Origin of the sequence: Halarcobacter anaerophilus (assembly GCF_006459125.1) — a bacterium.
Classification (GTDB): Bacteria; Campylobacterota; Campylobacteria; order Campylobacterales; family Arcobacteraceae; genus Halarcobacter; species Halarcobacter anaerophilus.
Genome location: NZ_CP041070.1, coordinates 2,226,989 through 2,243,679, shown reverse-complemented (window position 1 = coordinate 2,243,679; position 16,691 = coordinate 2,226,989). Strand labels below are relative to the sequence as shown.

General features: G+C 30.6%; 19 protein-coding genes. 8 read left to right on the top strand and 11 right to left on the bottom strand.

What is annotated here, in order from left to right:
• Positions 1–74 precede the first annotated feature (74 nt).
• Genes AANAER_RS11190 through AANAER_RS11165 form a run of 6 tightly spaced genes read right to left on the bottom strand, consistent with a single transcriptional unit; the run spans position 75 to position 6,199 of the window.
• Positions 75–809 carry an ABC transporter ATP-binding protein gene (locus tag AANAER_RS11190; RefSeq protein WP_129082242.1) on the bottom strand — a complete coding sequence of 245 codons (735 nt, stop codon included), beginning with the start codon at positions 807–809 and terminating at the stop codon, positions 75–77.
• Entirely contained in the window at positions 802–1,821 is a 1,020-nt protein-coding gene (locus AANAER_RS11185) for a FecCD family ABC transporter permease (RefSeq protein WP_179951802.1), read from the bottom strand. The genes AANAER_RS11190 and AANAER_RS11185 overlap by 8 nt, the downstream gene beginning before the upstream one ends.
• The gene (locus AANAER_RS11180; protein ID WP_129082241.1) at positions 1,818–2,867 is read right to left on the bottom strand and encodes an ABC transporter substrate-binding protein; all 1,050 of its coding nucleotides are present in this window, start codon (positions 2,865–2,867) and stop codon (positions 1,818–1,820) included. Before AANAER_RS11180 ends, AANAER_RS11185 begins: the two co-directional genes overlap by 4 nt.
• A complete protein-coding gene (locus AANAER_RS11175; RefSeq protein WP_129082240.1) occupies positions 2,864–3,478 on the bottom strand; it encodes a hypothetical protein in 615 nt (204 codons plus the stop codon). The genes AANAER_RS11180 and AANAER_RS11175 overlap by 4 nt, the downstream gene beginning before the upstream one ends.
• Positions 3,471–4,079 (bottom strand): hypothetical protein, encoded by a 609-nt coding sequence (locus AANAER_RS11170; protein ID WP_129082239.1) that lies wholly within the window; start codon positions 4,077–4,079, stop codon positions 3,471–3,473. Before AANAER_RS11170 ends, AANAER_RS11175 begins: the two co-directional genes overlap by 8 nt.
• Before the next feature lie 11 nt (positions 4,080–4,090).
• The gene (locus AANAER_RS11165) at positions 4,091–6,199 is read right to left on the bottom strand and encodes a TonB-dependent receptor (RefSeq protein ID WP_170218439.1); all 2,109 of its coding nucleotides are present in this window, start codon (positions 6,197–6,199) and stop codon (positions 4,091–4,093) included.
• 106 nt (positions 6,200–6,305) lie between these two features.
• Here AANAER_RS11165 and AANAER_RS11160 point away from each other — a divergent pair, with 106 nt between their 5' ends.
• Positions 6,306–7,268: a helix-turn-helix domain-containing protein gene (locus AANAER_RS11160; protein ID WP_129082238.1), complete on the top strand. Its 963-nt coding sequence runs from the start codon at positions 6,306–6,308 to the stop codon at positions 7,266–7,268.
• 14 nt (positions 7,269–7,282) lie between these two features.
• On the opposite strand, the gene AANAER_RS11155 is transcribed toward AANAER_RS11160, so the two are convergent.
• From AANAER_RS11155 to AANAER_RS11135, 5 genes are all read right to left on the bottom strand, one after another.
• Entirely contained in the window at positions 7,283–7,618 is a 336-nt protein-coding gene (locus AANAER_RS11155) for a YnfA family protein (RefSeq protein ID WP_206732545.1), read from the bottom strand.
• Between the two features lie 127 nt (positions 7,619–7,745).
• Positions 7,746–8,819: a chorismate synthase gene (gene aroC, locus AANAER_RS11150; protein WP_129082237.1), complete on the bottom strand. Its 1,074-nt coding sequence runs from the start codon at positions 8,817–8,819 to the stop codon at positions 7,746–7,748.
• The gene (gene rnc / locus AANAER_RS11145; RefSeq protein ID WP_044417790.1) at positions 8,816–9,496 is read right to left on the bottom strand and encodes a ribonuclease III; all 681 of its coding nucleotides are present in this window, start codon (positions 9,494–9,496) and stop codon (positions 8,816–8,818) included. Before rnc ends, aroC begins: the two co-directional genes overlap by 4 nt.
• Before the next feature lie 2 nt (positions 9,497–9,498).
• Positions 9,499–9,939, bottom strand: a complete 441-nt coding sequence (gene rnhA / locus AANAER_RS11140; RefSeq protein WP_044417792.1) for a ribonuclease HI — start codon at positions 9,937–9,939, stop codon at positions 9,499–9,501.
• Entirely contained in the window at positions 9,914–10,864 is a 951-nt protein-coding gene (locus AANAER_RS11135; protein ID WP_228711159.1) for a tetratricopeptide repeat protein, read from the bottom strand. The genes rnhA and AANAER_RS11135 overlap by 26 nt, the downstream gene beginning before the upstream one ends.
• A 204-nt stretch (positions 10,865–11,068) precedes the next feature.
• On the opposite strand from AANAER_RS11135, the gene dnaG reads away from it, so the two are divergent.
• The 7 genes from dnaG (at position 11,069) to fmt (ending at position 16,691) form a co-directional block, all read left to right on the top strand.
• Entirely contained in the window at positions 11,069–12,703 is a 1,635-nt protein-coding gene (gene dnaG / locus AANAER_RS11130; protein ID WP_129082235.1) for a DNA primase, read from the top strand.
• A 39-nt stretch (positions 12,704–12,742) separates the two neighbouring features.
• Positions 12,743–13,126 carry a Rid family detoxifying hydrolase gene (locus AANAER_RS11125; RefSeq protein ID WP_129082234.1) on the top strand — a complete coding sequence of 128 codons (384 nt, stop codon included), beginning with the start codon at positions 12,743–12,745 and terminating at the stop codon, positions 13,124–13,126.
• 120 nt (positions 13,127–13,246) lie between these two features.
• Positions 13,247–13,564, top strand: coding sequence for a 50S ribosomal protein L21 (gene rplU, locus AANAER_RS11120; protein ID WP_044417798.1), 318 nt, complete (start codon positions 13,247–13,249; stop codon positions 13,562–13,564).
• 9 nt (positions 13,565–13,573) lie between these two features.
• Positions 13,574–13,828: a 50S ribosomal protein L27 gene (rpmA, locus tag AANAER_RS11115; protein ID WP_129082233.1), complete on the top strand. Its 255-nt coding sequence runs from the start codon at positions 13,574–13,576 to the stop codon at positions 13,826–13,828.
• A gap of 75 nt (positions 13,829–13,903) precedes the next feature.
• On the top strand, positions 13,904–14,995 hold the full coding sequence (gene obgE / locus AANAER_RS11110; protein WP_129082232.1) for a GTPase ObgE: 1,092 nt from the start codon (positions 13,904–13,906) through the stop codon (positions 14,993–14,995).
• Positions 14,995–15,768 carry a glutamate 5-kinase gene (gene proB / locus AANAER_RS11105; protein WP_129082231.1) on the top strand — a complete coding sequence of 258 codons (774 nt, stop codon included), beginning with the start codon at positions 14,995–14,997 and terminating at the stop codon, positions 15,766–15,768. The genes obgE and proB overlap by 1 nt, the downstream gene beginning before the upstream one ends.
• Positions 15,769–15,770: 2 nt before the next feature.
• Positions 15,771–16,691, top strand: coding sequence for a methionyl-tRNA formyltransferase (fmt, locus tag AANAER_RS11100; RefSeq protein ID WP_129082230.1), 921 nt, complete (start codon positions 15,771–15,773; stop codon positions 16,689–16,691).

The window sequence follows — 16,691 nt, the reverse complement described above, 5'->3', positions numbered from 1 at the left end:
ATGGTATATGAAAATCAATAAACAGTAGCTTAAATAGTTATTTAAATAACTATTATTAAAATTACTGCTTTTTATCAAAAAATAGGAATTACGCTTTGAATATTTTCTCCTTTTTCTTCAAAACAGACTTTTTTTATATCAATACCATAAAGTTGCGATAAAGTCTCATTTGTCATAAGTTTTTCCGTTGTATCAAAAAGATAATTATCTTTAAACATTAGTAAGACTTTATTTGAAAGATAAAAAGCGTGTTGAGGATAGTGGGTGGTGTAAAGTATTGTAATTTTCTTCTCAGAATTTAAAAGTTTCAGTTGATTTAAAACTTTTTTTTGATTTGAAAAATCTAAAGCGGAAGCCGGTTCATCAAGTATCAAAAAATCACACTGGGAAGCTATTGCTCTTGCAATTAAAACAAGTTGCTTCTCCCCGCCTGAAAGTTCACTGAAGTTTCTATTGGCAAACTCTTTGATCTCCAATAACTCCAAAACTTCATAGGCTAAATTATAATCTTTTTTTGAAGGGTTTGAAAAAAGTTTTAGATGTTTGGCTCTTCCCATTAAGATTACGTCTAAAACCGTAAAATCAAATATTAATTGGGAACTTTGGGGTACATAAGCAATTTGTGCATTATTTTTAATCTCTCCTTTATCTAAAGGCAAAAGATTTAAAATAGCTTTTAAAAGTGTGGTTTTACCTCTTCCGTTGGGACCTAAAATTGCTACTATATCACCTTTATGTATTTCAAAGGAGTAGTTTTCAAAGATTGTTTTTTTAGCTCTTTTTAGTGTTGCATTTTCTATTTTAAGCATTGTTCCATCCTTTGTTTTGCATTTTTCTTAAAAGGTAGATAAATATAGGGGCTCCTATTATTGCCGTTAAAATACTTAAAGGAATTTCGCTTTGTCCTAATGTTCTTGCAAAATTGTCAATAATAAGTAAATACGAAGAACCTATAAAAATAGATACGGGAATTAATCTTTTATGATTTGCTCCTACTAACATTCTTGCAAAATGAGGAATTATAAGTCCGACCCAGCCGATTATTCCGCAAATAGCCACACAAGAAGAGATTATTAGAGTAATAGTAGCCAAAATCAGCCATTTGGTTTTTTCTATATCTATTCCCAAAGATTTCGCTTCCTCTTCTCCCAAAGATAGAAGATTTAACCTATATCTTAAAAGATAGATTAATATTATTCCAAAGATAGTCGGAATTGAAACTATTAAAAGTTTATTAAAATCGGCTCCTGCTAAACTTCCTAAAAGCCAATAAACTATAGCAGGAAGTTTATCCTCAGGATCTGCAATAAAAGTTAGAAGCGAAGTTAAAGCCGAAAATAAAGCGCCAATAACGACTCCTGATAATACAACCATTAAAACAGGATTTTGTCCGTTTATCCTACTTAAAAAAGAGATTAATAAAATAGATAAAAAGCCAAAAATAAAAGCAAGAGAAATTATCATAATGGCTTTGTCAAAGAGTAAAATAGCCAAAGAACCTCCAAAAGCTGCCCCTGAAGATACTCCTAAGATTTCGGGACCTGCCAAAGGATTTCTAAATATACTTTGTAAAGAGGCTCCTGCTACAGCTAAACCTGCTCCTATAACAAGTGCCATTAAGACTCTTGGAAGTCTTACGAGTTCTACTATTTTTTCTTCCAACTCTTGATAGTTTGATTTAAAATCTGTAAAGTTATTTAGAAGTATAGAAAAAATAGTTTTTATATCTATTTGTATTCTTCCTACTTTCAAGGAGTAGAAAAAAAGGAATAAAAGAAAAAATATTAGAATAATATTTTGATATTTTTGTATAATTTTCATTGAATTAAATCCTTATAATATTTACTGTTTTTATTTATATTAAAGTGCAAAATAGTTTTTATCTCCTCTTCTTTTAAATCATAATTATAAAGCAGTCTGTAGGCTTTTTTCATCTCTTGCTTAAAATCAAAATCTGCTGTTTTAGGATGTAAAAGTTTAAAAAGCCAAAGCCACATCAAAGGAGATTCTTGCCCCGGTGGATCCCATCTTGCACCTCCAAGAGGAACTTTATAGACTCTTTTGTTTTTTGCGGCATTTGTAAGACTAAGAAGAGGATTGTCGTAGATCTTATTTAAACTTAAGTTTGATTCAAAATTATTTAGAAGTATTATTTCGGGATTATATTTTAAAATCTCTTCTATACCCACCTCTTTAAAGCTTTTAAAGTTTTTTATATTTTCTCCTCCGCTTAAGTTTATACTGTAATCGTTAAAAGAGTCTTCTCCTGCTACTCTTAAGCTTTGATTTACTCTTAAAAAGTATAAAATTCTGGGTCTGTTTTTTAAATTTTTTGTTAGCTTTTTTAATCTGTTTTTTACGCTTTGTCTATAGTTTAAAATCTCTTTAACTCTTTTTTCTTTGCCGTAAGCTTTTCCTAATATTTTAAACCATTCTTCAATTGACTCCTCTTTGCCGTATTTTAAAAGAGCAACATTTAAACCTGCATTTTTTAGTGGTTCTATTGAGTTTTGACCGAAGTGTGCCCATTGGAAAATCAAATCGGGATCTAATTTTAAAAGTTCTTCAATATTTGGGATAAAGTTTTCTCCTACTCCTTTTGTAGAAAGATTTAAACTCTTTGGAAAAATTTTTCCTAAAATTCCGTTTTTTATTGCCTCTTTTGCTACTGGGTTAATTGAACTTAGTCTTGAAATATCTTTATCAATGCTAATACTAAGTGAAGCCAAAGGAATAGGAATACTTACTACCTTTTTAGCTTCATTTTTTAAAATAATTTTAGTATTTGTCTGGTCGTAAAATTCGATTTTTGCAAATAACAAAGAGCTTGAAAGAGTTAAAAAAAACAGTAGTTTTATAAGTCTCATTTGATTTTTAAATCCTTTAAATAATTTAATAAACCAAAACCGAATTTTGTGGCATTTGGCATAAAAAAACTTCCGTGATGATAAAAAGGATCAAGGGAAGTTACGATTAGCTTTCCTCCGTAATAATTATCTAACTCAAAAAAAACACTCTTTTTACTATCCTTCTGCTCTATTACGTTTAAGGCATTTTTAGGAATTTCAAAGCCTCCATGGTAGTGCCAAGACATATCTTTTAGTTTTATATGTTTAAATAGAGGATACTCAGGTTTTACGACTTCTAAATCTATACTGTTTTTTTCATCTAACCACCACCAAAAGTTAAAAGGAAGTTCCACCTCTTTTATATCTTTTAACCAATATTTTGTCTCATTTCTTCCCATTACAACCAACGTTTTTCCTTCTTGTAAAAACTTGTAAAAAATATCTTTTTTCTTTTGTAGTTGATCATACATACTTGAACAGGTAATAAGTAAAATATCGATATCTTTAAGCTCTTCAAAACTTAAAGTAGGCAGATATAAAACTTTTTTGAAATATTTATTAAAAGGCTCTTTTGTTAAAGATACTATATGAAAAGCCGTACCGCTGTTTAAAGCTGCAATATTATTCATCTTTGTCTCCTTGAATCCAGTTTATAATATTGTTAAAAAGAGCATAATTATCTTCCTCTTTTTCCATGCAAGTCCATAAATCATTTCCTGAATGTACATATAAACTTCCGTTATTGATTCTATATTCCCAATCAACAATTACTTCTTTTTGTTTTACTGCAATAATATGTTCTGCTCCTTTTGGAGCAGGATTTCCTCCTCTTGAGAAAAATCCTGCTACACCTTTTCTTTTATTTAATTTCTCTATATCTATGTTTTTATAAACTAAATGTTCTTGTAATTTAATTATTTTAAACTCTTCTAATGTAGGTCTTTTCATAGGAATAAAAGTCTTAAGTTCCTTAAAAAAAGGTTTTATTATATGTCCGTTTAGAAAAATCTTTTTTCCGTTTTCTAAAAATTCTTTTAATTTATTTCCTATATTGCAAAGAATATATTGATCGATATACATACTGAAAATTATTGCTTTGTACTCTTTTAAATCTATATTTTCAAGTTCATACTGACTAATAGCTTCAACTATATTTTCATACTCTTTTCTATCCCAAAATCTTTTGGCTTGATTTGGAATAGAAGTTACAAATAAAATTTTTTCTTTCATATTTTAATCTCCTAAAAATCAATTTTCATGGCAATTTTGAAATTTCTTCCAGGTTGCAGCAAAGGGTTTGTTTTACTTGTATCATAAGCGATATTTTCTGGAACCGTAGGCATTGAGTAAGCTTTGTCGAAAATATTTTCAATACCGAAATTAAAACTTACATTATCAAAAGCATTAACTTTTCCCATATCAAAACCTGCATATATATTGGGAACAAAATAACCGCTTCTCTCTCTTTCACTTGTTTTGTCTACTTTTGTTCTTTTTTTAGCCCATTGTGCAGTTAATTCAATATAGTAGTTGCGTAAAGATTCAGGTTCATATTTCAGACTTAAAAATCCGTTTAAAGGCATAATTTGTTCAAGAGGTTCATCTGTAGTTTTATCTTTCCCTTTTAAATAACTTACGTTTGTTTTAAAACTTAAGTCATAAGGCAAGTCATAATCCAAATCAAACTCAATCCCCCAGATTCTTGCTTCTCCAATATTTTGAATCTGTTTTGCGGCTAATCCTTTGTACGTAATATTTTCTGTAGTAATTAAATTGTCATAATCACTTGTAAAAAAGGTTAAATTTGATATTAGATTATCATTTGTATATCTGGCTCCTACTTCATAAGTAATACCTTCTTCAGGTTTAATATCGGGATTTGGAACTCTAAAGTCACTGTAAACACCTGTTCCTACTGCTGAGACTTCTGCCGTGGAAGGAGCCCTAAAAGAAGTATTTACATTTGCTTTTAAATCTATATTGTCCCAAAGAGGATAAATCAATCCCAAACCTCCGGTTGCTTTATAGTTTGTGGTATCTCCTGCTTTATTAAAAAGTTCTTTTGTAGTAGAGTCGGTTATATAACCTGTATCCAGACTTGTTTTTACATAGTCGTATCTTAAACTTCCGCTTAAAATTGCATCATTATCAAAAGTATATTCATGCAACATAAAAGCACCTATGTTTAACTGTTCTGACTGAGGAGAAGATTTAACTCTAGGTGCTCCTTTTGTACTTTGTTCGCTACTGTCTCTGTCTTCAAAGTACCAATCCATTCCATAAGTTGAGGTTAGAGCTTTTTTATGTTTTCCGTGAACACCTATGAATTTACCTCCGTAAACTGTAGGTCCGTTTACGTATGAATCAACATAAACGGAAGGATTATTTAGATTTGGAATAACACTTACATGAGTATTTAACTCTCTTCTGTAAAGAGAAGCTTCAAAAGAGTCTAAACCTAAAGAGGGAATCTCACCTTCATACCTAAAAGAGTTATACTGCTCTTTCATAGGCTCTTCTCTTTGTACTCTTTGCAATTCTCCTTTTGCATTACCGGCTCCAGGTGCTGCAAATTGACCTCCTGCTCTTCCTCTTGTAACTGTTGTATATTTGCTTATAAATTCAACTCTGTGATTAGGAGCAATCGTATAACCGATTCTTGCATCATATCCTTTTGATCTATAATCAGAGTTGGGGATTATTCCGTCACCTGATTCATAATTATTTGCATCCCTGTAATTTAAGCCTAAAAGAACATCAAAACCGTTACCTATTCCTCCTAATTGTAATCTATGTGCCAAGCCGTCATTTACACTTTGATACTCTACATTATAATATGAGTCTGTCATATGAAAAGGTGCAGTTACGTCCCCTGTTGCTCTTTTTGTTATTACGTTTATAACCCCGCCAAATGAGTCGGTTCCATATAAAGAAGAAGCCGGACCTCTTATTATCTCTACTCTTTCTACTTGATTTGGATCTAAAAGCATATATTCTAAAGTATTTCTTCCTCTAAATCTATCTCCGTTTACAAATAATGGAGCCCTAAAGTTTTGAGTACTAAATCCTCTTATTACTACTTGTCCTGATTGCATACCGTCAGGAGCAAAAGAGACTCCTACTTCTTCATTCATAAGTTGAGGTAGATTTACACTTTGTCTTCTTTGTATTGTTTCATTTTCAATTACTGAAACACTTTTGCTTACTGTACTTAAAGATTGTTCCGTTCTTTGTGCCGTAACGGTAACTTCCTCTATTTTTTTAGTGTTACTTATTTTCTCTGCATTTACACAACTAACTAATAAAGAACTAGCTATAAAAGAGAACATTAATCGTTTTGTCTTATTCATACCATTTAACTCCTATTTAAGTTTTTTGTGTATAATACAAATTTCAATAATCAAAATCAATATTGAAATTACTAAAAAAGAATTAAAAATTACCTTAGGAGTATTTTTGTCAACAGGTATAAAAGAGAGTATTTTTAATACCGTAAAATCTAATAGCAGAATTAAACTTCCCAAAGAGAGTGCTTTTATAAAAAGTGAAGCGATAAATGTAAACAGTGGAATTAAAATATATAAAAATGATTTTAAAATCTATAAAGATAGTGTGGCAAACTATGAATCGGATTTTAGTGGAATTACTATTAATATATGTTTTAACGCAAACCACTTTTATATAAGCGAGTTATCGGATTTTAGGATAAACCCTCTTGCAAATCATACTATTGTAAATTATATTACAAAAGACAAAGGACAAATTTTTTATAAAAAAGATTCTGAGATAAAAAATATTATGATATATCTTGAACCGAAGTTTTTAAAAGAGTTTTTTAGAAATAACGAAAAAGCAAAACGAAGTATCAAAAGTATTGAAACTCAGGAATTTTGTCAATCAATAAAGGTAAAAAAAACCGATCTTAAAACAAAAGTTTGTGCCCTTGAAATCTATAATTGTTTATGTAGCAGCGCTTATGATGTTTTATTTGTTCAAGGCAAAGTTTTAGAGATATTATCTTATGAGTTAATTGATTTATTTGAGAATAATAAGGATAAAAAAGAGCAAAATGTAAAGTTTAGTTCTTATGATATAAAAGCTTTATATAAAGCAAAAGAGATATTAAGCTCAAACTTAAAAGAGTCTCCTTCTATCTCGGAACTTTCCAAAATGATAAAATTAAATGAATTTAAACTAAAATACGGGTTTAAAAATTTTTTTGATACTACTCCTAGAAATTTTTTAATCGAAAACAGAATGATAAAAGCAAAAAAACTTTTAGAAAACAGTGAATTAAATATCAGTGAAATAGCTTACGAAGTAGGGTATAAACAAGCTCACAATTTAAGTACGGCTTTTGTTAAATATTATGGAGTAAAACCTAAAGATATTATTAAAAACAGAAAGTTTTATTATTAGATTTTTTTAAAGTTTTAAAACCTAAAACCTTTATTTCCTAATAAAATTATTGTAATGCCTATAAAAACTATAATAGAGCCTAAAATATCCCATTTATTGAAATTTTGTTTTTCTATTATAAAAAGCCAAATTAAAGATGAAACTATATAAATTCCTCCATATACGGCGTAAGCTCTGCCTGCAAATTCCAGATTTATTTTTGTTAGTAAAAAAGCAAAGAGTATTAGTGAAATAAAACCTGGTATAAGCCAAATATATGATTTTTGAAGTTTAAATACCATCCAAAAGCTATAACATCCGAATATTTCAAAAAGGGCAGCCAAAAAGTATATTATAAGTTCAAAAATCAAACAGCTCTCCTAAAATAAGCTAAAAAAAAAGCGAAGCAAAAGCTTCGCTTGATTCCTTTCAACTTAACCAAAGTAAAGGAAGTTTTATTATCCCGAAAAAAATCTTTAAAAGTAGTAAAAAATATTTTTAGTTGTAAACTTTTTTAATATTTTCAATTTTACTACTCATATTAAGTAAAAGCATATCCGCAAGAACCAAAGCCATCATTGATTCAGCTACTACGCTTCCTCTGATTGCTACGCAAGGATCGTGTCTTCCTTTTAGTTCACAATCGACTTCATTGTTGTTTATATCTATCGTTTCTTGTTTTAAGAAAATTGAAGGAGTCGGTTTGAAATATATTTTTACGTTTATATCTTCACCGTTACTAATTCCTCCTAAAATCCCTCCGCTGTGATTTGTTTTAAAGCCTGTACTTCTTATTTCATCATTATTTTCAAGACCTTTTTTACTTGCACTTTCAAAACCGTCTCCGATTTCAACACCTTTTACGGCATTTATACTCATCATTGCATTTGCAATTTGGGAATCAAGTTTAAAATACATCGGTTCACCAAGTCCTATAGGGCAGTTTTTTACATTTACAAGGGCAACTCCTCCAACCGAGTTGTGCTCTTTTTTAGCATTTAAAACTGCTTCTTTTTGAAAATCCTCTTTATCTTTATCTAATGAAAAAATTTCCGATTTTTTTGCAAATTCAAAATCTGCTTTGCTAGCTTTTATTCCGTCAATTTCACAAATCCCGCTCTGAACTTTTATATTAAGTTCGTTTAACATAAGTTTTGCAATTGCTCCTGCTGCAACTCTTGCGGCAGTCTCTCTAGCACTGCTTCTTCCTCCGCCTCTGTAGTCTCTTATTCCATATTTATGAAAGTAGGTAAAGTCTGCATGTCCGGGTCTAAACAGATCTTTTATATTTGTATAATCTTTACTTTTTTGATTTTCATTAAAAATAACCATGGCAATAGGAGTTCCCGTACTTAATCCTTCAAAAACTCCGCTTAGAATTTCAACTTTGTCACCTTCGCTTCTTGCTGTAGCAAAAGCATTTTTCCCGGGTTTTCTTCTATCCATCTCTTCTTGAATAAAAGTTTCATCTATTTTAAGTCCTGCCGGAATACCGTCAACTATACAGCCTAAAGCTTTTCCGTGGCTTTCTCCAAAAGTTGTAAATCTAAATTTTTGACCGAAGCTATTCATCCCTTTTTCCCTTTTAATTTATCAATTGCAATCTTGGCAACTGCTTGTTGAGCCAGTTTTTTGCTTTTTCCTATTGCTTTTCCGTAAGTTTTTCCGTCAATCCAGATTGAAACTTCAAACTCTTTTTTATGATCAGGACCGTACGAACCCTCAATTTTATATTCAGGTATTGTCCCGAATTCAGCCTGGGTAACTTCTTGTAAAGCTGTTTTATAATCGCTGAACAGAACATCCAAATTAATTTTGTCGTATGAACTTTCAAGCAGTTTCAAAATTATAGGTTTAAGTGTGTCTAGTCCTGATTCTAAATAGACAGCTCCCATAATTGCTTCAAAAGCATCTGAAAGGATTGAAGCTTTTGTTCTTCCTTTATTTCTCTCTTCTGCATTTGAAATAAAGATATACTCTCCTAGTTTTATTTTGTTTGCCAATTTTGTAAAACCTGTTTCATTTACCAAACTAGCTCTTATTTTTGAAAGATCTCCTTCATTTGAATTAGGAAATTTTTTAAATAAATACTCCCCTACAATCAGATTTAATACGGCATCTCCTAAGAATTCCAATCTTTCATTGTTATAAGGTTTCTTATAACTTTTATGTGTAAGTGCTTCGATTATCAGATCTTTATTTTTAAACTGATAATCCAAACACTTTTCTAATTTTGCGTAATCTGTCATTTTTATTCTCCTTTTAATTTTTCTGCATATGACCGGGCTAGTATATCACATCTTTCATTATATTCATGTCCGTCGTGCCCTTTTACCCATAATGCATTAATTTTGTGTGATTTTGAAACTTTTACATACTCTTGCCATAAATCTACATTTTTCACAGGTTTCTTTGCAGCCGTTTTCCAGTTGTTTTTTATCCAGCTTTTAAGCCACTCGTTTATCCCTTTTACAACATAACTAGAATCCGAAATAATCGTCACGTCACAAGGCTCTTTTAAAGCTTTTAATCCTTCAATAACGCCCAAAAGCTCCATTTGATTGTTGGTTGTATCTTCCCTGCCGCCGCAAAGTTCTCTCTCTTTGCCTTTATACTCTAAAATTGTTCCCCAGCCTCCTGGACCCGGATTTCCCAAAGAAGAACCGTCACTGTAGAGATTGATTTGTTTCATTTAAACTCTTTACTAAATTATATTTTACTTCTAAGGTCAATATTCCATGACAGTGCGGACATCTTGAATCATAAATGGGGTGAATCTGTTTACATGAATTACACATAAATTCAAAGTCTATTGTTGCAGGAATTTTATGGTCATGATTATTTAATGCAATTAAAATATCAAAAACAAAATCTTTACTGTGATTTAAAGTGTCTAAATACCCTTTTGCATTATAAAGTTCGTTTAGAAAATCGTTTTTTGCTACTTCATCAAAATCTATATCATCAAAATTTAAGTACCACATTAAATCAACCATTTTTTTAAAATCAAATTCATTTAGGTGTTCCCAAAAAAATTTTTTGTTGAATTGCAGATAAAATTGTGCTACTAATCTTTGAACTTCCGGATTTGTTTGAAATATTTTATAAAGCTTTTCACTCTTTTTTTCAAAAGATTCAAGAGGATCGTTTATTATAGAAAGAGTTTCTATATAAACTTTTTCTTTCTCAATATCTGCACCGATCTCTTCTAAACACTCAATATTATCTTTTGCACTTTGATAATCTTTTAGTTTTTCATTTATTATTAGAAGATAGTCTAAAGCCTTTTCATTTCTTGGTGAGAATTTCAATATTCTTAAAAATATCTCTTTTGCTCTTTGCATAAAACCGCTTTTAAAATAAGTACTTCCTAAAAGCTCAAGTAATTCTTCTTTTTTTACTCTGTCTGTTACATGTTCCAATAAAGTCAGATAGACTGAAATTGCTTTGGTATAATTTCCTTTATGAACAAAAGTAGAAGCCAAAAGAATAATAGAATCAAAGGGCAGATTATAGGTTTTATAAAGATGTACGTAATCCTCTTCTTTTAATTTACCGATCTCAAATCTTCTTAAAAGTCTTCTATAATCTTTTCTGGCTCTTTTCTCTTTATACAAAGAAAAAGAGTAGGTAAGAAAGGAAATTATAAAAATGAGACCAAAAAAAACAATAACTCCAAATAGGGGATCTCTATACTCTAAGACTAAACTGTCCAATTAAAACCTTATTTTTTAATTTGAAAAAATAATATAACATAATTTAAATACATAGCAAATAAAAATCTAAACTACTTATCTACATTTATTTGGTATAATCCCAAAATGATAACAAAAGATTCTATTGAAAACCTTAAAAATCACCTTGATGTTGTTGATGTAATTTCCCAATTTATCGAGCTTAAAAAAAGCGGTGCAAACTTTAAAGCCTGCTGTCCTTTTCACGGTGAAGAGACTCCCTCTTTTGTAGTAAGTCCCCAAAAGCAGATTTACCACTGTTTTGGATGCGGAGCAGGGGGTGATGCTATAAGTTTTGTAATGGAGCATGAAAAACTCTCTTACCCTGAGACTATTGAAAAATTGGCTTCAATGTATAATGTAACGCTTAATTACGATAATACAAATCAAAAAAAACAAGATTTTAGAGTTCTTGAAGAGGTTAATAAATTTTATCAAAAACTTTTTGTTTCCAATAAAACTGCAAAAGAGTATATCTATTCAAGGGGAATTTCCGAGTTCTCCGTAGAAAAATTTGAAATAGGGTATGCTCCAAGTTCAAAAGATACGATTAATTTTTTAAAAAACAACTATTTTAATCTAGCAGAGGCAAAAGAATTAGGGGTAATAGATACGGGTCAAAACGGACTTTATTCAAGATTTATTGAAAGAATCACTTTCCCTATTTATTCTATTAACGGAAAAATAGTGGGTTTTGGAGGAAGAACGATAACAGGGCACAATGCCAAATATATAAATTCTCCTCAAACAAAAGTTTTTAATAAATCAAGACTTCTTTACGGATATAATATTGCAAAAGAGAATATCTATAAAAGAAACAGAATAATCGTTACTGAAGGTTATTTGGATGTTATTATGCTTCATCAAGCAGGATTTAATACAGCTGTTGCCACACTAGGAACAGCTTTAACCAAAGAACATTTACCTCTTCTTAGACGAGGAGAGCCAAAAGTAATAGTAGCTTATGACGGAGATAAAGCCGGATTAAATGCTGCTTTCAAAGCTTCTGTAATGCTTTCTCAAAGTGAGTTTGAAGGTGGAGTCGTGATTTTTGGCGGAGGAAAAGATCCTGCTGATATGGTAAATGAAGGCAAAGTTGAAGAGCTGAATAAAATATTTGCAAATCCAATGCCTTTTATACCTTTTGCTATAGATTATATTATTTCCAAATATAATATTAACAATCCAAGCGAAAAACAAAAAGCTCTTTTGGAAACCAACGATTATCTAAAATCTTTGGGGCTTATTTACCAAGATGAGTATAAAAGATATATAGCTCAAAAATTAAATATAAGAGAGAGTTTGGTAAAAGTATCCACAGATGTAAATAGAAAAAAAGAGTTAAATCTTACAAAAATCGATATTGCCGAATTATCGGTAATAAAATATATTTTAGAGGATAAAAAATCTTTGGACAATATTTTGGATATTGTTGATGAAACTATGTTTGAATTTCATAAAAATGAGTTTATTATGGCTGTAAAAGAGCCTGATAACACTCTTTTAAACGGTATTTTATTAAATGAAAATATTTTAGATTATAATTATGAAGAGTTACATAGACAGCTATTTAGATTTTTGATTAAATTTTACTCAAACAGATTAAGAGAGATTCAATATAATAAAAGTTATGAATTTAGAGAAAAAGCAAATCTTCTTAGAAAAATTAAAGATAATATTTATCAGTTAAAGCAGGGTAAATTAGTAAGTTATAATTTATAATTTTTTTTGTAAAATTTTTTAAAAGTTAAAAGAGGGAAAATGGAAACAATAGAGAGTAAAAATTTACCTGAAGCAATAGGACCTTATTCACAAGCTATTAGAGCAAACGGATTTATTTATACATCTGCTCAAGTACCTTTGTCAAAAGAGGGTAAATTAGTTGAAAAAGATATAAAAGTACAGACAAGACAAGTTTTGGAAAATCTTAAAGTTTTATTAGAAGATTCAAAAAGTTCTTTTAGAAGAGTTGTAAAAGTTAATATTTATTTAGAAAATATGGATGATTTCGGAATCGTAAATGTACTTTTCTCGGAAGCTTTCGGTGATCATAAACCGGCAAGAACAACAATTGCTTCAAAAGAACTTCCAATGGGTTCAATGATTGTAATGGATGCAATTGCTCTTCCTGAGGATTACTGTTAATAGTAGTTTTATTTTGTTTAAGTATATTCGCTTAAACAAAGTTTAAACTAAGGTTAGATAACATTCCGTCCCGTTAAATGTAATAGTTACTAAAAGATTGATAAATTAGAGGATTGGAATATGTACGCAATTATTAAGTGTGGTGGTAAACAGTATAAAGTTCAAGAGGGTGATATTCTTGATATTGATTATACTGGAAAAGCTGCAAAAGAGACATTAGAAATAACTGACGTTTTAGCTATAAACGATGGTGAATTAAAAACTGGTGAAGCTGTTTCTTCTGCAAAAGTTGAGGCTGAAGTAGTATTAGATGGAACAGGTGTAAATAGAGATAAAAAAGTTATTATTTACAAAAAAAGAAGAAGAAAAGATTCAAAACTAAAAAGAGGTTTCAGAAGAAGCTTTACTAAAGTTAGAATCACAAAAATAGCGGCATAAGGAGATACTATGGCTCATAAGAAAGGTCAAGGAAGTACACAGAATAATAGAGACTCAGCTGGTAAAAGACTTGGAGTTAAAAAATTTGGTGGTGAAGCAGTTAGAGCTGGTAACATCATTCTTAGACAAAGAGGTACAAAAGTACACTGCGGTGAAAATGTAGGAATTGGTAAAGACCACACTATTTATGCATTAATTGATGGTGTAGTTAAGTTCGAAGTAAAAGATAAAAATAGAAAAAAAGTATCTGTTTACGCTTCGTAAATATCAAGGTTATTAATTTTTTAAAAGGGTGTAGCGCTTTTTTGCCTACACCCTTTTTTAGTTTAGGAGATTATTGTGTTTGTAGATAGTGTTAAGTTTACTGTATCATCAGGAAAAGGCGGACAAGGTTGCGCCTCTTTTAGAAGAGAGAAGTTTGTTGTAAAAGGTGGACCTGACGGTGGAGATGGTGGAAAAGGTGGAGATGTATATTTTCAAGTAGACAATAATACTGATACACTATCTTGGTTTAAAGGTAAGTCAATATTAAAAGCTGACAACGGAAGACCCGGAGAAGGAAGAAATAGAACAGGTAAATCAGCAGAACCAATGGTTTTAACTGTACCTCCGGGAACTCAAGTCATTGACAGCAATAGCGGTGAAGTTCTTCTTGATATGATAGAAGAGGGACAAAAAGAGCTTTTTTTAGAAGGTGGAAAAGGCGGTTTAGGGAATACTCACTTTAAGAATTCAAGAAATCAAAGACCTACTTATTTTCAACCTGGATTACCCGGACAAACGCAAGAGATTAAACTAGAGTTGAAACTTATTGCAGATGTGGGTTTAGTCGGATATCCAAATGTGGGAAAATCAACGCTTATTTCGACTACATCAAATGCAAGTCCCGAAATTGCAAATTATGAGTTTACGACAATTACTCCAAAATTAGGAGTTGTTGAAGTTGGAGAATATAACTCTTTTGTAATGGCGGATATTCCCGGAATTATTGACGGTGCAAGTATAGGGAAAGGTTTAGGCTTAGAGTTTTTAAGACATATCGAAAGAACAAAAACCCTTCTTTTTATGATTGATATTGCAAATTACAGAACAACAATTGATCAATACAGAGTTTTAAAAGAGGAAGTTAAAAAATTCTCAGAAGAGCTTAGCGGCAGAAACTTTGCAATTGCATTAACCAAAGTTGACGCCTATTACGGTGAAGATTTAGAAGCTGATATAAAATCCTTTATAAAAGAATTGGATTTAGAGGTAAGTTCTTCAAATGAGTATGGATTTGATAAATCTCTTCCATATTATGTACAAGATTTAACATTTAATAAATTTGATGAAAATAAACCTTTTTTTATTCTTCCTATATCTTCTGTTACTCATCTAAATACAAATTCGATAAAATTTGCACTATATGACTTGATAGGACAAAATAGATAATGAAACGAGTGGTAATAAAAGTCGGTAGCGCCGTATTAAGAGAAGATGATCTCTTAGCCGTTACCAGACTTAATAATTTGGTTGATTTAATTGCCAAATTAAAAAAAGAGAAAAAATATGAAGTAATTTTAGTTAGTTCAGGTGCCGTTGCAGCAGGTAATATTAAACTTGATTTGGATAGAAAAGAGATTCTGAACAGACAAGCTTTAGCTGCAATAGGGCAACCTCTTTTAATGAAATATTATAAAAAAAGACTTAGAGAACACGGTTTTAAATGCGCACAAATGCTTTTAGTCGAAGAAGATTTTGATTCAAGAAAAAGATCAAAAAATGCAAGAGGAGTTATGGAAATTCTTCTTGAAAATAATGTTGTTCCTATATTAAACGAAAATGACGTAATAGCAAATAAAGAGCTTTTAATAGGAGATAATGATCAATTATCTGCGCGTGCCGCATATTTTTTCGGTGCAGATTTATTGGTAATATTATCGGATATTGACGGTTTATATGATTCAAATCCTCATGAAAATCCAAATGCAAAAATGAGAAAATTCGTTGAAACAATCGAACAAGAAGATTTGGAAATGAAACATACTCCTAATTCAGAATTTGCTACAGGAGGTATTGTTACCAAACTGAAAGCTGCAAATTATGTGATGAAAAGAGGAATTCCTATGTATTTGAGTTCGGGATTTGATTTGACAAATGCTTATGATTTTTTAATTAATGAAGAGCATAAAAGCGGCACGCTTTTTATACCCGAAAAAGGATAAATATGAGTAAAAAAGTTCTATTTATGGGAACCCCTGACTATGCAACGGAAATTTTCAAAGAGTTACAAAAAAGTCAATACGAAGTAGTAGGACTTTTTACTCAGCCTGACAAACCTGTCGGAAGAAAACAGATTATAACACCTCCTCATATAAAACAGTTTTGTATTGACAATAATATTGAACTTCCGATTTTTCAACCTGAAAAACTAAGGGGAAATATTGAAGCCCAAACTCAAATAAAAGAGTTAAATCCTGATTTTATAGTAGTCGCTGCTTACGGTCAAATTTTACCTAAAGAGATTTTAGGTATTGCTCCTTGCATAAATCTTCATGCCTCATTACTCCCAAAATACAGAGGTGCAAGTCCTATTCAAGAGTCACTTTTAAATGATGATGAATATACGGGAGTTACCTCAATGCTTATGGAAGAGGGCTTAGACAGCGGAGATATTTTAGGTTTGGAATATTTGAAAATAACTCCTTCTATGGAAGTAAAAGAGGCATTTGATAAATTATCTTTAATAGCAGCAAAACTTACGATTACTACATTAGATAATTTTGAAAAAATTGCTCCTAAAAAACAAGATGAGAGAGAAGTCAGTTTTTGTAAAAAGATAAAAAAAGAGTTTGGCTTAGTAGATTTTTCCAGTGCAAAAAAACTCTTCTTAAAATATAAAGCTTACTCTTACTGGCCAGGAATCTTTTTAAGTTCAGGTTTAAAACTAAAAGGTATAAAACTACTTGATGAAGATTCTTTAAATAAAGAAGGTGAAATTTTATCTATTGAAAAGGATTCAATAACAGTTGCATGTAAAAAAGGTAAAATATCAGTTTCGACAATTCAATCTCCATCAAAAAAAGCTTTAAATGCAGTAGATTATATAAGAGGAAAAAGATTAAGTATTAATGATATTCTAGCCTGA

Coding starts and splice junctions, on each gene's coding strand:
- fmt (WP_129082230.1), top strand. CDS start 15,771: ATGAGTAAAAAAGTTCTATTTATGGGAACCCCTGACTATGCAACGGAA.
- AANAER_RS11180 (WP_129082241.1), bottom strand. CDS start 2,867: ATGAGACTTATAAAACTACTGTTTTTTTTAACTCTTTCAAGCTCTTTG.
- rnc (WP_044417790.1), bottom strand. CDS start 9,496: ATGACAGATTACGCAAAATTAGAAAAGTGTTTGGATTATCAGTTTAAA.
- rpmA (WP_129082233.1), top strand. CDS start 13,574: ATGGCTCATAAGAAAGGTCAAGGAAGTACACAGAATAATAGAGACTCA.
- rplU (WP_044417798.1), top strand. CDS start 13,247: ATGTACGCAATTATTAAGTGTGGTGGTAAACAGTATAAAGTTCAAGAG.
- AANAER_RS11185 (WP_179951802.1), bottom strand. CDS start 1,821: ATGAAAATTATACAAAAATATCAAAATATTATTCTAATATTTTTTCTT.
- AANAER_RS11165 (WP_170218439.1), bottom strand. CDS start 6,199: ATGAATAAGACAAAACGATTAATGTTCTCTTTTATAGCTAGTTCTTTA.
- AANAER_RS11190 (WP_129082242.1), bottom strand. CDS start 809: ATGCTTAAAATAGAAAATGCAACACTAAAAAGAGCTAAAAAAACAATC.
- proB (WP_129082231.1), top strand. CDS start 14,995: ATGAAACGAGTGGTAATAAAAGTCGGTAGCGCCGTATTAAGAGAAGAT.
- aroC (WP_129082237.1), bottom strand. CDS start 8,819: ATGAATAGCTTCGGTCAAAAATTTAGATTTACAACTTTTGGAGAAAGC.
- AANAER_RS11125 (WP_129082234.1), top strand. CDS start 12,743: ATGGAAACAATAGAGAGTAAAAATTTACCTGAAGCAATAGGACCTTAT.
- rnhA (WP_044417792.1), bottom strand. CDS start 9,939: ATGAAACAAATCAATCTCTACAGTGACGGTTCTTCTTTGGGAAATCCG.
- dnaG (WP_129082235.1), top strand. CDS start 11,069: ATGATAACAAAAGATTCTATTGAAAACCTTAAAAATCACCTTGATGTT.
- AANAER_RS11175 (WP_129082240.1), bottom strand. CDS start 3,478: ATGAATAATATTGCAGCTTTAAACAGCGGTACGGCTTTTCATATAGTA.
- AANAER_RS11170 (WP_129082239.1), bottom strand. CDS start 4,079: ATGAAAGAAAAAATTTTATTTGTAACTTCTATTCCAAATCAAGCCAAA.